We start from the raw sequence: 14,673 nt of genomic DNA on the forward strand, positions 1-14,673 counted from the left end.
TGCTGGCGCTTCAACTCGGTCACACGTTAACTACCGCGGCATCGCTAAGGTCGGCGCGGTGTACCGAAAACCTGACGGGTGCTACGATACCATTACTCGGGAACAGGAGCGTAAAGCCAACCGTGAACGGCGGCTTCGGCTTTCCGGTCTTCGGTTTTGTTTCAAAGATCGGATAGTAGATTAGGACGCCGCGTCTCGGCTGGCGGAGCGCCGTCAATTCAGCATTCGCGTTTTGCAGCGTCGTCAGGCACGCAATGTGTTCAGCAAAACGACGATGAATTGGGTCATTGTAAGTGTTGAAGCGGTACTTTTCGTTATCACGCCGTGACCGGAATACGACGTCGAAATCAACACCGGCGAGCGGACGGACAGCGCTGGCCTTCTCTATGCGGGGACCGAGGAGTAGCCAATCGTCAATCTGTGGATCTTCCGCGCCGCGCTTGCGCAAGAACTCCATCTGTAGTCGCATCGGGTTCGTGCCGCGTGGAGCGCCTCGTTCGGTTCCGTACCAACGATATTTTTCCAGGAGTTCAACGACGGCCGCAGGCGACAACTCCACGACGTTCGCGGAGAGCTCGTGAAACTTAGGCTTGTCCTTATCTTTGCCCACAAGATGCGTCGCCGCAAGTTTGACGGGGCGGGCCTTAGCCGTACCGACAATCTTGTCCAACAGTGTATTGTTATAAGCGATGTCGTCGGGTTCGTTAGGCGCAATCGTTGACTCCGAAAGCTTGCCTCCGAAGTTGATATAGGTCAGGATCGCATTATACATTTTATTCGAAGCCGTCGGCCGCAACATGTGCTGCGGTACCAGAGGAGGGATTTGTGCTGGAGTGATACGCGGCTCCGTCACCTCCGCGTAGCGTTTCAGTTCTTCCCGAAAAGCTTCCTCATCACGGCACACAGCACCGAATGCTTCGTAGAGGTTGATGATTCCCCGACCACTCCCAGGTAAGGGCTCCTTCGTCCCTATATGAAGGCGGACAAGATCGCCATACCCACGACGGAAGCCGAACCAGCGTCCCATTTGCATCAACGTGTCCGCCGACTGTGCACGGCGGCGGTAGTAGCTCACCGTAAGGCCCTCGACAGTGTAGCCACGAGAAAGTTTGGTTCCGCCAACCACGAACTTCCAAATGGCTTGGCGTTCGAAGTCTGGTGTCTGATCCTTATTAAGGTTGTTGACGATCCTCACCGCTCCGCGTGCCGGGCCGATAGCGCCGAGGCACTCCCCGATGAACGGCGCAAGTTCCTCGAAACTGCCCGGGAACGGTAGCTCCGCTCCCCTAGCCGCGTGAACACGTTTGAAATCCTCGTCGAAGAGCTTTTCGAGTCTTTCGACTCCTCGACCTCCTTCATAGCCTGCTTTCGCATAGATCTTTCGCACTTGGTCAGCGAGGTTCGCTTGCTCCGCTACTTTTTCAGACGAGTGCACGAGCATGGTGTGGTGACGAAAGGAGGCGGCTAGGCGGGAGTCAACCGTTGCGCGAAACCGTTTAATGGCACCACTCAGCACAAAAGCATCGATCGCAGCTTGGAGGTTTTTTGGCTCTGCATCATCGCCGACTACAGGGCGTACGTAATCTCGCTCATTTGATTTAGAGTCCTTATCTTCCTGACTGCCTTCGAGATCGTAGAAATCGCTCACACCCATATACCCGGTCGGCCGGGGAAGTGAGATAAGGAAGTCTTTAGGAAAGATGTCTTCTTCGTTGTTCGGGTCGACGAAGACATTAGCAAAGGGTGTGGCAGTGTAGCCCACGTATTGCGCACGCGGAAGAAGACCGAGAAGGTGGACAATGGCCTGATTTGTTGGTTTCCGATCCACGGAATCGGCGTCTGCGGTTGGCTTGCTCACGTTGATGGAGGCTTGGTCGGATTCGTCATCAATGATAAGTGCGGGTATCTGATCCAGCGGAGCTCCTTGCCCCGAATCCCTCGTTCTCCGCAAGTCAGTCAGCAAGCGCTTAAGGATCTTGGAATTTTTCTTGACGATCGCAATCCTGGTGCGCGCCCTAAAGATATTTTCCTTGTCAAAAAGAGGCTTTGATTTTTCGGCTGCCTCGAACTGCAACGCTTCCAATCCCGCCTTTAGGCTTTGGTAATCGGAATCTGGTCCCGTGAGACGATGGAAATCAAAACTTCCAAGTTTACTGGGAAGGTTACCATGCTTCAGAAAGCGACTCCAGTCGGCGTCGCTCGCGTAGTTGTCGTCGAGAAGCTCCTGACCAATCAAATCCTTGTCGATACGACGCTGAGTCTGAAATCTCAAAACGTCCAGCGTGCCTGCCAATACGATGATTAGTTTGTAGCCGGCATCTGCGGCTTTCGCGATTACACCAGTGAAATTTGCGGTCTTACCGCTCTGGACGTAGCCGACCACCAGCCCTTTCGACTGGTAAGCCGCCACCGACGTGGGATCCGCCAGTCGCTCGACCACACTCGTCGTGCTGGTGTCGAATTGCCGAATGCTCTCGTCCGTCCACCCCTGCGCCCTCAGCTGGCCCACATACGCGTTCCAGTAGAAGCTGCGCGGCGCGCGAACCTTTTCGTCGTACCAAGCGGTGTGTTCCCTTGCGATCACCACGGGTGGGCTGACGCTATGGAAAGGGAACTTCGTCTCGCAAACGCGGATCCATTCTGGGTCGAAGCCCAGCTTAGTATAGATCGCATCCCTCCGGGCCCGTGAATTGCGTTCTACGCCACCAGTCCAGGCAGCCTCCTCGTTGTCCCATCCCGCCAAAGCCCGGCGGAATACGGTCACCACGTCGTCACCAGCGGGGGCACTTTCCAAATGCCCCCGCAATGTGCCGGGATCGATTGCCTCGACGTCGTTCATCATCGCGCTTGCGACCAATGCCTTGGTCAGCGGCTTGGGCCCGGCTTGCATGCCACTCAGAGCGCCGTTGAGCAGCTCAAACATTGGGAGACTCTCCTGCGTCTACCGGCAAGGCCGGCAGTACTTCCAAAAACCGTGGATCACCGTCCGGCACGCCCAGCCCATGCAAGTCGATCCGATACGTCACGTCACGGATGCGCTCGGCAGCGAACGACGAGGGTATGACGGCAATTGCTTCCGGGGTTAGGCGCGGGAATCCGGCTACGACGGGAACCAGCAGTGATGGCCCTAGTAGACGCCGGCGGCGCGGGTAGCGTGGCGCGTCCGTGGAATGGTAGCCGGATAAAGTCAGCAGCTCGAAGAAGGTCCGCTCCGCTTCGGATCCGAGGCCGAGCTCCGCTGCGATTTCCTCGACAGCCTCCGCGAGCGTCGCGCCACCAGAGCCGGCATGCGTAATCTGAAGCGACACGACGTAGAGGTCGAAACCCGTGCTTGGTACCAGCTGCCCCAATCCATTCACGGTGTGGATGCGCCCAGAGCCAGAAGTCGTCTTCACCTCGAACTCGCTGTGGGCCAAGCGGAAATCATGCGATTGTCGGCGCGGCCCGGTCCAGGCCTGAAGCGCTGCCACTCCCAACGAGCGGACGAGACGCCGCAGAAGCCAAAGCTCCCCAAAGAGCCCTATCTGCCGTTCCTCGCTTAGCGTCTCTGGGTGCCTGAGCAACGCGCTCCAATTCCGCAGCGAACGATCCAGAGACGCGATCGGGGACTCCCCATCCAACACAGCACCCGAAGCCACTTCGGCAAGCATGAAAAAGAAGGTTCGGTAAAGCTCTGGTCTGCACGTCGAGAGTTCGAGACAGCGTCTTCCATCAAACAGAACCTCAAGGAAGCTCACCTCTTCCAAAGGGCTGATGGGGATCGCCGTTGTGGGAGCGATCTCGAGATGCCCGCCGAGGCGCGTAGCACCTTCGTCCAGGAACACCGTGACATAGGGTGTGGCTCGCACCACGACGACGCACGGGATTCCTGTCTCTATGTAGTCACGGCTGAACGCCTCCCATGCTGGTACGACCACGTCAGATGTACCGACGGGCTCCATACTCAAAGCGAACCCACCAAAGCGAACAGCACGCGATTGATGTCGTCCAAGCGCGCTACTTGCTGTTGCGACGACCGGGACCGCTTGAGATCCTCGCGCAGAAGCAGGAAGAGCAGTGTCTTCACCACCGGCACATCGGCGCTGGAACCCCTTGCACCACCGAGGATGCGCGGCCGGTATTTGCTGTTGAGGAGTATTAAATCCTCGGCGGGTTCTAGATCGAACACTTGGCCAGTTGGGAGGGTACGCCATTGGAAATCGATCGTCCGGACGCCACCTTTCTTGGCGACTTGGTCGCGGATGCGGGCTCGCGCGACAGACGGGACTCCGGCACCAATGGTTAAGGGTAGGCCATCGGCCTGCTGAGGTACGCGCCTTGCGGCTGCATACACCTTCCGGGCATCTTCCACGAAGCCAGAGAAGGTTCGCCTGCCGGCATGGGCACGTGATAGCGCCAGCGCTGCGGAAGCCGGAAACTGCACCGCCGACTTCTGCACATTCACATCGATTCCGCCCGGCGGAAGGTCCACTGCGACACGCGCGAGTGACAGGTCCGCGGTATTCCCATCGGGCAATGCCCCATTCCACCCACCCGCCTGGACCAAACGATCGTTGCGATAAAAATAAAAACCCTGGGCATGTGTGCCGGTACGCCTTCCAAGGAGAAAAGCGGGGTCAGCCGAGCGCGCAGGCCAAACGTGCGCGGAGAGAACCAGCTTCCCAAGACCAGGCATCGAGGCTTCCAAGTCGACCGGGTAGGTAGGCTTGCCGCTGACTGCATAGCCGAATGGATTAAGGGCACGGACTTGCCTGGGGAAATGCATCTTGCGGTCAACACGACGGACAGTGAGATGAAGGACCAGCCGTTTTGCACTGATGAAACGGTGGAAGATCAGGCCAAGGTGCACTTCCAGGCGGCCTAGCAGGTCATCGAGGAACTCATCGAGGTCGCTCTCCCCGACGCCCGTTTTCATTCGGTCCAAGTCCTCCCACAGGACGACGGCCCCTCCTCGATGTGGGATGCCTAGTGCAGAGTATGCAGCTGCGAAGCGCTCCGATGCGCTGGACTCCTCGAGCAGTTCGCAAGCCCAGGATCTCATCGAGGCATGCGTCCATCGGCACGCGGAGATAGTTGTTCCGGTCCGGGCAATCACCGCCATCGAGCGGCATTGACTGAAGGACGCCGTCTTCATCCCCATGCCGAAGGTACCAAGGTCGGAGGTCTCGTGACTGGTTTGCGTGGCGAAGCGCATGCCTTCGTGCAGGCGCTCAGCCGTCATGCCACGTCCGTCGTCCGCCACCGATACAGAAACGATACCTTTGTCATCGCGGAAGAGGGTTATTTCGACGCCATGGGCGCCCGCATCGATGGAGTTATCTATGAGGTCTGCGAGCGCGTTTTCTATCTCATAGCCGATTCGCGAGAACGCTCGGGCTGCGCCTTGTCCATCCGGTGGCAATGTCAGCTTACCAACTGACACCAAAGCTTTCAGCATTCGTTGTGCCCCAACAAAACCCAAGCGATCTTAGCGGGCGGATCACTGCCTTCTAGGGGGCGCGGGGTCAGCAGATGGCTTCCACTCGCTCCACTTCCAGAAATTACTGGAGAGGGAATTCACGAGATAGGAAGCAAAAAATCGAGCCAGCTTGGGCGGAACTGCGTTCCCCACCATGCGGGCACCCGCCTCCATCTCGTCGAGAGGATGGAAACGGTACGTCTCTGGGAACGATTGGATCAACGCTGCCTCACGGACCGTGATTGCCCGGATCTGATTGACATCGTAATGGCCAAACCGTCCATTTGAGATGCTGATGCAGCGGGTAGTAATCGTTGGGGAGGGTTGGTGTGGCCGCATGCGTGTGTACACGTCGCCAAAACACCGGTCTTGGAACTTGTCGTTGACCCTTTGATGGCAGGGCAGCGTCAAATCACCATACTCCGTGTCCGCCATGTAAGCATTGCTCTTACCTGGCTTCGATGCGGCAAGTCTCCGGCGGTTCACTTCCGCCAAACCGCGGGCACGGTGGTTCGGCACATATGGGTGGGCTTCGCCAGATTGCAGGGACGGTAGATGACCGATGGCCTCCTGCACGGAAACGAGCGGCGCATCCGGATCAGAATCCGGAACAAGCAATTCCCTGCCAAGGAGGTCGGCGAATCGCTCCGGGTTCGTAATGTACCGCTTTACGCCCATTAGGATGGACCGCTTGCGATACTGCGGGACACCGAATTTGGACGTGCAAACGACCTTAGATCCCGTGGCGTAACCCATCTTCTCCAAATCGCGGTGAAAGCGGTCCCATACGCCACCATATTGCGGGTCGCCAATGCCGGCAACGTTCTCGGACAGAACCATATCCGGCTTGAACTTCCGTATGAAGCGACATGCCTCCTTGAGTAGGTTGGCATCGCGAGCACGCCGTGCCTTGCGTTCGTCAGTCATGCTGACCCGTGCAAGTTTTGTGAATGGCTGACAGGGAGCGCACACCGCGAAGAGCAGTGGCATGCGTGAGGCCCAGTTCCGATAACGGCCGATCAGTTCTTCCAGATCCGCCATCAGCTCCTTCTGCTCGCCGTCAGGATGCTCCGCGGAGCGCGGAAAGATATCCCGATGCAGGAATCGAGGCGGTTTACGGTCCAGTCCGAAGTTCACGTTGTTCAACGGATCAGAGTATGTTGCTTCGCAGCCCGCGTCCTTGTCGATTCCAGCGATGACGTAGCCGCCGGCGTCAATCAGGCCCCGGGTAGTGCCACCAGCGCCGCAAAAAAAGTCCACGGCCAGGAACCGTGCCTTACGTGGAGGGGTAACGGTAGTCTTCACCTGGTCCTCGCGGCTCATCTCGTCGGCTCCAAGGCCTGCTTAATTCGTGCGACGTCGCTGGCGGAGAAGACACGCCAGTTGTTCCGATCGCGCCCGACCTCATCGACCCTCTTCTCCTTGAATAGCCGGAGGAGGGTGCTCTTGGAGATCCCGAGAGCCTTTGCGGCCTGGACCGTCTTGAGTGGTTGCGCCGGAGTCATGCGATTCGCTCTTGATGACTATGGTTGAGTATACTCTTACGGCTCCGTTGTCACGGAACTCTGGCCAGGGTCCTCCTCCGAACGGCGGATGTCACAGAGATTGCCGCTCTGCGGCAATCTCGGTCCTGAAGCTGGACCCGTTTCCGTAGCAATGGTAAATCTACACGCGAGTGATGATCATGTACGCGGCGGAGGTCGCTTTGAGAGAGGCGGACCGGAGTAAATTCGTGCGGTTGGCAGGAAAGCGTGTCAGTAGGGCCATGAATGACATCAGGCTAATCGGTAATCTCTCCAACCGCTCCAACTATGATTATACGGAGGAGGACGTAGCGAGGATCTTTCGGGCTCTCGCCGACGAGGTCTTGGCCTGCCGCAAGAAGTTCAATGTCGCTTCAAAGAAGCAGACCAAACCCCGCTTTGAGCTGGATTGATACTATGAGCCGCAAGATCGACTCCAAGGCGCTCTGCCTGTCGCTGCTGGCCGCAGAATCCGAAGCCGAAATCCAGGCCATCATCGAGGGCGACCTACTCCTCCGTGACCCGAGCCACTGGAAACCTCTCGACGGCCGGGAGACGAATTTCAATGTCATGTCCAACCAGGCCTCGGATGGCGGCAAGGCTCTCACCGAGCTGATGACCAACATGGTGGACGCCGTGCTGATGCGGCATGCCTACGAGAAGGGGATCGACCCGAAAGGGCCGGCCGCTCCGAAAACGATGTATGAGGCTATCGATAGGCTCATAAAGCCGCTCCGGGGCGGCAAGCTCGTGAACCTCGATCCCCGTGATCCTTGGTTGCGCGACTTCGCGCAGAAGAACCTCGTGATCGGCGTGACCGGCGCAAAGAGCAAGAAGGAGGGCCTGCCCTGCTACACCTTCGCAGACAACGGCGAGGGTCAGCAGCCACAGGACTTCGAGCGGACCTTCCTCTCGTTGAAGGAGGGGAACAAGGCGAGCATTCAGTTCGTGCAGGGCAAGTACAACATGGGCTCGTCGGGCGTGCTGAGCTATTGCGGCACGCGCTGGTTCAAGCTGATCGTCTCGCGCCGCCACGATCGCAAAGGTCCCTGGGGCTGGACCTTAATGCGGCGACGTCCCTCCACCGGGGATAGAATGCCGGTGGCCGAATACTTCGTGATGCCGGACGGCAGGGTTTCGTCGTTCGAAGCGGATGAGCTCTATCCCTTTCAGCGGGCCGACCGGAAGCGGTACGATCGGATGCATCTCGCGTCGGGGACGATCATCAAGCTCTACGACTACCAGGTCGGCGCCAAGTTCTCCGGCTTCAAGGGGTCACGCGAGGCGCTGAACGAGAACCTAGTCGAGACGATGCTGCCTTTCCGGCTGCTCGACCTCCGGCAGAAGCCCGACAAGTCACGGGGCTCTGACCGTGCGGAGGGCGTGGACCCCCGTTCCTTCTACGGCATGGAGTACCTCCTCCTCCGCTCCCACCGGGAGGACGAGCACGACGAGGAGGAGGACGCCGTGGCTGGCTCGGAGCGCAAGGACGTGGCGATGATCGAGGACCCGGGCCTCGGCAGGATCACGATCAGCGCCATCCCTCTCAAGCGCGACCTTCCAGGCTGGCTCAAGCCTGCCTCGACGAACAACCGCGTGTTCCACGCGGTGAATGGGCAGGTGCAGTTCAAGCAGACGCGCGGCTACTTGTCGCAATCCTGTGGCCTCTCCGCCCTGAAGGATCGGGTCGTGATCATCGTGGACGCGAGCGAGTTGTCCTTCGCGGCCCACAATGACGTTTGGAAGGGTGACCGCGAGCACATCCGGAACACGATCGTCGGCGAGCACTACAAGGAGAAGGTGACGGAGGCGATCAGGGGATCGTCCGTCCTCAAGGAGATGCAGCAGCAGATCGCGCGGGAGGAGCTGGACCACGCCGCGAAGACGGAGCGCAACGAACTCTTCCAGAAACTCGTGGACGCGGACCGCACGCTTGCGGATCTCCTGAACGACCGCGACCCCGTGATCTTCGTGCCATCCGCTGGCGGCACCAGAGGGAAGGAGGCAGGTAATGGAACCTTCGAGGGCAAGTACAGTCCCACCTTTCTGCGAGTAGAGGAGAAGCTTCGGGACAGGGGCTTGGAGGTACCGCTCAACCGTGCCCGGCCAGTTGCCGCCCGGACCGATGCAGAGAACGGTTATCTGCTGAGGGCCGAGAACCGTGGCACCTTGACCGTGAACGAGGAGGTCCGCTCCCGGTTCACGATGCGGACGCAGCTGCACGATGGCCGTCTCACGGTCTTCCTCGAACCGCTGCCCGGCAAGGTTAGTGCGGGCGAGATTCTCGAATGCAGGTTGGTCCTCCAGGATCCGGCAATGCCGGAGGCGCTGGAAGTATTGCTCTCCGTCCGCATTACGGACGACGAGAAACCCGATCCCAAGCCGAAACTGAAAGCTTCATCGGCGAAGGCTGGTGACGGCAACGTCGGTCCCGACGGGTTGGGTAAGCCAGCGCCGACACACGGGCTACCTGCTTACCACCTGCTGACGCAGGATGGGCGCACCATCGGCGACCAGGAGACGCTACCGTGGCCAGAGGGCTTCGACGGGAACGACGGCGGTGTGACCGAGGACCTCGGCGAGGGGCGCGTCATTTATAAGGTAAATTACGACAATGCCTATCACCTGAAGTATCGTGCGGGCCAGCGCGGAGACGTGGCGAAGGACGTAGTGACGGAAAAGTACATCTTAGGCATGCGTATCCTGATGATGAGCTATGAGCGTGCCCTCCGCACGAACGGGGAGCAGGGCGCGAACGGCGAGGGCATCGCGGAATACAGGGACGTTTTCCGCCGTCTTGCCGCCCGCGGTGCCGCGGCGACGGTATTGGCCCTTGCGGAGAACCTCCCGAAAATCGTGAATAGCGCCGCTGTGGTGCAGGATGCCGAATGATTGGTAGCGAACTGGTTAGGAGGCTTGCGGAACGCGCACCTGCGGCCCAGGACGGGGAGCGCCCACGATGACCGGTTTGTCCTTCAAAACCCGAGCTCGGACAATCGATCATCTCGGCCGGGGACAGATTGCGGATGCGCCGACGGCCGTAAGCGAACTGTGGAAGAACGCCTTCGACGCATACGCGCGGAACGTTGCACTCCACGTCTTCCCCGCAGGTGGTCCCGGCCACACTACGGATGTCGCCGCGATATTCGATGATGGGGCAGGGATGACCCGTTCCGACATCGAGCGCCGGTGGCTCGTTTTAGGTACGGAGTCAAAGATCGAAGACGATGAGGAGGCCCCGGACACGTTCGGCCTGCCGCTAAGGCCGAAGCAGGGGGAGAAGGGCATTGGACGACTATCGGTAGCCTTCCTTGCCCCGGCGACGATCCTTGTCTCACGCAAGGCAGGGTCGCCCTTTGCCGCCCTCCTGGTGGACTGGCGGCTGTTCGAGAATCCATTTTTGCAGCTCGACGACATCTTGTTGCCGGTCGAGACCTTCGACGATGCCGACGCACTGGCCGAAGGCCTCCCACACATGGTGGGACGGTTAACCGATAATCTCGGAACCGACGGGAGTCGTGGTGGGAGGTTGTCGGAAGGGTGGGAGCGCTACGACCGATACGAGGCGCGTCGTGGCCTTCCGTCGACGCGCGAAGCCGTACGCCGTGCCTGGTCAGGGCTTCCGATCGACCGTCATCACCTGGAGGAGTGGCCCGCCTTCCTCAATCTCGTACCGCGTGGAACCGCGATGTTCATGGCGGAAGTTAACCGCGAGCTCGCCGTATGGGTGCATCCCGAAGAGGTAGGTGAGGAGGTGGACCTCGTGAAGGAGCGTCTGCAGGAGACGCTCACCGGCTTCACAGACCCGTTTGCCGATCCCCAGCCAGTGTTCGACTACGAGGTTCTGATCCATGGTCGGGAGGGTGTCCGACGCTTGTTGGGCGCGTCGGAAAGCTTCAACCTCGAGGAACTCCGGCTTCTCGAGCATTCTGTCGAAGGTGGATTCGACGATCGCGGCGTGTTCCGCGGCAAGCTTAAAGCCTTCGGCCAGGATCGTGGGATGATCGAGTACTCGCCAATGGCGTCTCCGATCGGTAGAGGTCGTGACCGGCTCGGTCCCTTCGAGTTCGCGATCGGCACCTTTGAGGTGGACCTGCGAAGATCGACGCACACGGAGCAGGAGCACGCACGTCTAATCAAGCTGGCTGATGAGTTTGCCGGTGTCGCTGTTTACCGTGATGACCTTCGGGTGATGCCGTACGGGCGCACCGATGCCGACTTCCTCGGTATGGAGGAGCGACGCAGCATGCACGCTGGTCGCTACTTCTGGTCTCACCGCCGCAGCTTCGGCCGAGTGGCGTTCACACGCGAGCGGAATCCGGCGCTGCGCGACAAGGCTGGGCGTGAGGGACTCGTCGATAACAGGGCCTACCGCGAGATGCGCTTGTTGGTTAGGGAGCTGTTGAGGCACTTGGCGGAGCGCTACTTCGGGTCCGAGAGCGGGATCCGCAAAAGCGAAATGTCGGCGATCATCGCCCGCAACGCGGCCGCGAAGGCCGCCGCGTCCGAGGCCAACCTGAGTCGCCGGAAAGGTCTTCGGGAGTTCCTCAGAACTGCCGGCAAGGGGGTCCGGGAGGCATTCGAGCGCGCGACTACCCTGAGGACCCTGCTCCAGCGTGTGGCCGCTGGGGAGGATCATACCGAGACTGCCCTCATTGCGGCGCGGCTGGATGAGTTGGGCCGTGCAGCGGAGGAGCTAAGGCCTCCCTCGCCGCCAGCGAAGCTGGGCGACTTGGAGGAAGCTTGGCGAGGCTTCCGGGACGATTACGAGGAACTAAGCGCCGAGATCGATGCCCTTGCGGCAGAAACTGCGGCTCTCATGGCCACGCGACCCGGGCCTTCACCGACTGACGTGGTGAGAGAACGGGCGCAGACACAGAGCACAGCTCTCGCCCGACAGCTCGACGATTACAGTGCACGCATTGACCACCTGCTCGGGGAGCTCAGCTTGACGTGGCGCGCCCGGATTGGCGCCGACAAGGACGAGCTTCGGCACAGGGTAGAGGACTTCCCCGCGACGATAGGGCCCGACCTCGGCCTCGTCGCTGCCCTGAGCGCCCTCGACGTCCTCCGCGCCGAACTCACCGACGTCTTCGCTGGTCGGTACCTTCCATTCCTGAGCACGCTTGAACAGCTGCGCGCCGGGATCAATCTGGGCGATGCCTATGCCGTAACCGAAGATGAGAGGGCGGCATTGGAAGATCGCCTTCGCGATCTGCAGGCGGTCGCGCAGGTCGGCGTCACGGTCGAGATTATCGGTCATGAGTTCGAGACACTCGAGGCGGAGGTCCGTCGAAATCTGAGCAGTCTTCCTGCCCACTGCCGTAGCACGGTGGCCTACCAGCAGGCGCTATCTTCGCATCAGGCGTTGGCAGATCGGCTCCGCTTTCTCGCGCCAATGCAGGTTGCCGGCTACCGGCCCCGAGAGCGAATCACGGGCGAGAAGATCGCGCACTACGTCGAGGAGTTCTTCGGGCGCACGCTGTCCGACCGCCAGGTCACGTTGACAGTCACGTCAGAGTTCCGAGACTTTATCGTTACCGATCAGCCCGCCCGCATCTATCCCGTGTTCCTCAACCTGATCAACAACGCTCTCTTTTGGGTGGCCAAAGCGGCCAATCGTGAGATCTGCCTCGATCGGCGGGATCAGCTCGTCATCGTCGCGGACAGCGGCCCAGGCGTCGACCGCGACGACGTCCCGAGGCTCTTCGAGCTGTTCTTCACGAAGCGTCGGTCGGGACGCGGCGTAGGTCTGTTCCTCTCACGGGCCAACTTAGGTGTGGCCGGTCACCGCATCCGCTACGCACGGCCTGAAGACCCCCATGTCCTATCTGGCGCCAACTTCATCATCGAGTTCAGGGGTCTGCAGACGAATGCCTGATGAGGTGTACACGGAAGCAGTCCGGAGCACGTTTGAGGAGAAGCCGCTCCGCGCGGTCCTGCTCATCGACGACCAGTTCCCGACCTACCACGATCTGGTGACGAGCGGCGTTCCGGCGACGGACCCGGCCTTCCGGCGACGCTTTGGGGAGACCGACCGTGCACACGCACTCTACAATGCTTTCAAAGCGCGTCACATGCTGTGCGACGTTGAGAACTCGATTGAGCACGTAACGCCAGAGCGCATCCGGAAGAGCGACCTAATAGTTCTCGATTACAATCTCGGACCAGACGAAAGCGATGTGGAACGGTCGCTCGGGCTGATCCGCGACCTCTCACGGTCCGATCACTTCAACACCATCGTGGTTTACACGAGAGCGCCGCTCGACGACGTATGGCTCGCAGTCGCCGCAAACCTTCGGGGGGGCTGGAGGGAGACACATGAAGGCGAGACTCAGGACCATCTTGACCGGTTGGTCACGGCCGGACACTTAGTGGAACCGCCGATCGAGCTCGTTCGATCCTACGTTTGCCATGGAAAGTGGACTCGCGTCGATAGGCTCCTCCGCTCTTCGGCGCACCAGGAGCTCCGCCAGGCTGGCGTCCTGCCCGGGGCCGCAACGGCGGTTATGGAGGCCCTGCTTCACAGGACGCTGCGGGTCATGTGCGGCGAGCGACAGGCGTTGGAGCCGCTGGAAGTTCACGGTGACCCATCGAATCATGACGTCCGGTGGCTACAGGCCGGAAACTGCTTCGTCGCCATTGTGGGTAAGGGGGTCATTGACCCCGTCCAGCCGTTCGACCTCGGCGAGATCATGAACGGACTTGCGGATGCCCTGCTCGCCTGGAGACCAAACCTGATCCAAGTCCTTTTGTCCGAGGTCCAGAACATCCTCGAACTCGAAGCGCTGGCCACGGCAGACGAGCAGCTCCGTGACCCTCATACCCAGGTAGGCCTCTGGTATTATCTCCTCCGTGAGATCGTTGGCCTCGATCACCATGATCCGGCCCAAATGCGCGCGCCGCTGGAGGCCATTGTGGACAAGGTATTGGACGGGGTCCGTCGTCGCTTGCTTCTAGATAACAAGCTGCTGGGCTTCATCTCGAAGGTAGCGGCGTCAGAAATTGCCCAGGCAAGGGAGGACGGTCTCGACCTTAGCGCGTCCGGGGAAGGTCTGCTCCGTGCGGCCCATCGGCTGGCTCGAACGCCGGTCCCTCACGAACCTCAGGCAACGATCCGGCGGCTCAACGTATTCCTCTCAACAGAACCTTTCAGACGCGCGCATCTCACGACGGGAACGGTTTTCCGTCAGCCCGGCCGGCCCGGCATTTGGGTGGCAACCTCGCCCGCCTGCGACATGACGCTGCGACGGCCGCCAGCGGCGCACCAGCCCTGGTTGCATGGGCTACATCCAACCAGCGTCGTAGTGGCCATTCGCGCGACGGAGGATGACGGTGCGGCCGCGTTGGAACGAGCCGAGCACGGCCAGCACATCTTCCTGAACGTCAACGGAGAGGACCGCTCTTTCCGCGTCATGGACGACACGACTCGTCAGCCGCCCTACGAGTTCATCTTCCCTGCAGACGGCGGAAGGGTAATTCGAACTGTTCCGGACGCACCCCCCACTTTCGTTGCTTTCTCGATGACGTCGACGGCAGGTGGCGAGCTGGAGTTGCAACAGGTCACGCTCGAAGTCATCGGACAACTACGCTCCTCGAATGCAAGTCGTCTGCTTCAATTGACGGGTCAACACTTATCCCGGATCGGGCTCGACTTCGTTAGCCTGCGTCGTGAAGCGGAGGAGACATAGG

7 protein-coding genes are annotated in these 14,673 nt (G+C 60.1%); 3 read left to right on the plus strand and 4 right to left on the minus strand.

Going from position 1 to position 14,673, the window contains the following annotated elements; translation table 11 throughout:
* Positions 1-19: 19 nt before the first annotated feature.
* From J5Y10_RS24740 to J5Y10_RS24755, 4 genes are read right to left on the minus strand one after another with little or no spacing between them, the layout of a single operon-like run.
* Complete coding sequence (locus tag J5Y10_RS24740) at positions 20-2,923, minus strand: Z1 domain-containing protein (protein ID WP_209376807.1); 2,904 nt, start codon at positions 2,921-2,923, stop codon at positions 20-22.
* Positions 2,916-3,941: a PD-(D/E)XK motif protein gene (locus J5Y10_RS24745; RefSeq protein ID WP_209376808.1), complete on the minus strand. Its 1,026-nt coding sequence runs from the start codon at positions 3,939-3,941 to the stop codon at positions 2,916-2,918. The genes J5Y10_RS24740 and J5Y10_RS24745 overlap by 8 nt, the downstream gene beginning before the upstream one ends.
* Positions 3,942-3,943: 2 nt before the next feature.
* Positions 3,944-5,437 carry an ATP-binding protein gene (locus tag J5Y10_RS24750; RefSeq protein ID WP_209376809.1) on the minus strand — a complete coding sequence of 498 codons (1,494 nt, stop codon included), beginning with the start codon at positions 5,435-5,437 and terminating at the stop codon, positions 3,944-3,946.
* Between the two features lie 42 nt (positions 5,438-5,479).
* Positions 5,480-6,781, minus strand: a complete 1,302-nt coding sequence (locus J5Y10_RS24755) for a DNA cytosine methyltransferase (protein WP_209376810.1) — start codon at positions 6,779-6,781, stop codon at positions 5,480-5,482.
* Between the two features lie 617 nt (positions 6,782-7,398).
* On the opposite strand from J5Y10_RS24755, the gene J5Y10_RS24760 reads away from it, so the two are divergent.
* The 3 genes from J5Y10_RS24760 (at position 7,399) to J5Y10_RS24770 (ending at position 14,672) form a co-directional block, all read left to right on the plus strand.
* Complete coding sequence (locus J5Y10_RS24760) at positions 7,399-9,873, plus strand: hypothetical protein (protein ID WP_209376811.1); 2,475 nt, start codon at positions 7,399-7,401, stop codon at positions 9,871-9,873.
* A gap of 67 nt (positions 9,874-9,940) precedes the next feature.
* On the plus strand, positions 9,941-12,862 hold the full coding sequence (locus J5Y10_RS24765; RefSeq protein ID WP_209376812.1) for an ATP-binding protein: 2,922 nt from the start codon (positions 9,941-9,943) through the stop codon (positions 12,860-12,862).
* Positions 12,855-14,672 carry a response regulator receiver domain gene (locus tag J5Y10_RS24770; protein WP_209376813.1) on the plus strand — a complete coding sequence of 606 codons (1,818 nt, stop codon included), beginning with the start codon at positions 12,855-12,857 and terminating at the stop codon, positions 14,670-14,672. The genes J5Y10_RS24765 and J5Y10_RS24770 overlap by 8 nt, the downstream gene beginning before the upstream one ends.
* Position 14,673: the final 1 nt, after the last annotated feature.

The sequence above is a fragment of the Roseomonas indoligenes genome, from assembly GCF_017813365.1.
GTDB classification, from domain to species: domain Bacteria; phylum Pseudomonadota; class Alphaproteobacteria; order Acetobacterales; family Acetobacteraceae; genus Roseomonas; species Roseomonas indoligenes.

What these genes read in the sequence shown, in the direction of transcription:
- J5Y10_RS24740 (WP_209376807.1), bottom strand. Translation starts at nt 2,923, where the DNA reads ATGTTTGAGCTGCTCAACGGCGCTCTGAGTGGCATGCAAGCCGGGCCC.
- J5Y10_RS24745 (WP_209376808.1), bottom strand. Translation starts at nt 3,941, where the DNA reads ATGGAGCCCGTCGGTACATCTGACGTGGTCGTACCAGCATGGGAGGCG.
- J5Y10_RS24750 (WP_209376809.1), bottom strand. Translation starts at nt 5,437, where the DNA reads ATGCTGAAAGCTTTGGTGTCAGTTGGTAAGCTGACATTGCCACCGGAT.
- J5Y10_RS24755 (WP_209376810.1), bottom strand. Translation starts at nt 6,781, where the DNA reads ATGAGCCGCGAGGACCAGGTGAAGACTACCGTTACCCCTCCACGTAAG.
- J5Y10_RS24760 (WP_209376811.1), top strand. Translation starts at nt 7,399, where the DNA reads ATGAGCCGCAAGATCGACTCCAAGGCGCTCTGCCTGTCGCTGCTGGCC.
- J5Y10_RS24765 (WP_209376812.1), top strand. Translation starts at nt 9,941, where the DNA reads ATGACCGGTTTGTCCTTCAAAACCCGAGCTCGGACAATCGATCATCTC.
- J5Y10_RS24770 (WP_209376813.1), top strand. Translation starts at nt 12,855, where the DNA reads ATGCCTGATGAGGTGTACACGGAAGCAGTCCGGAGCACGTTTGAGGAG.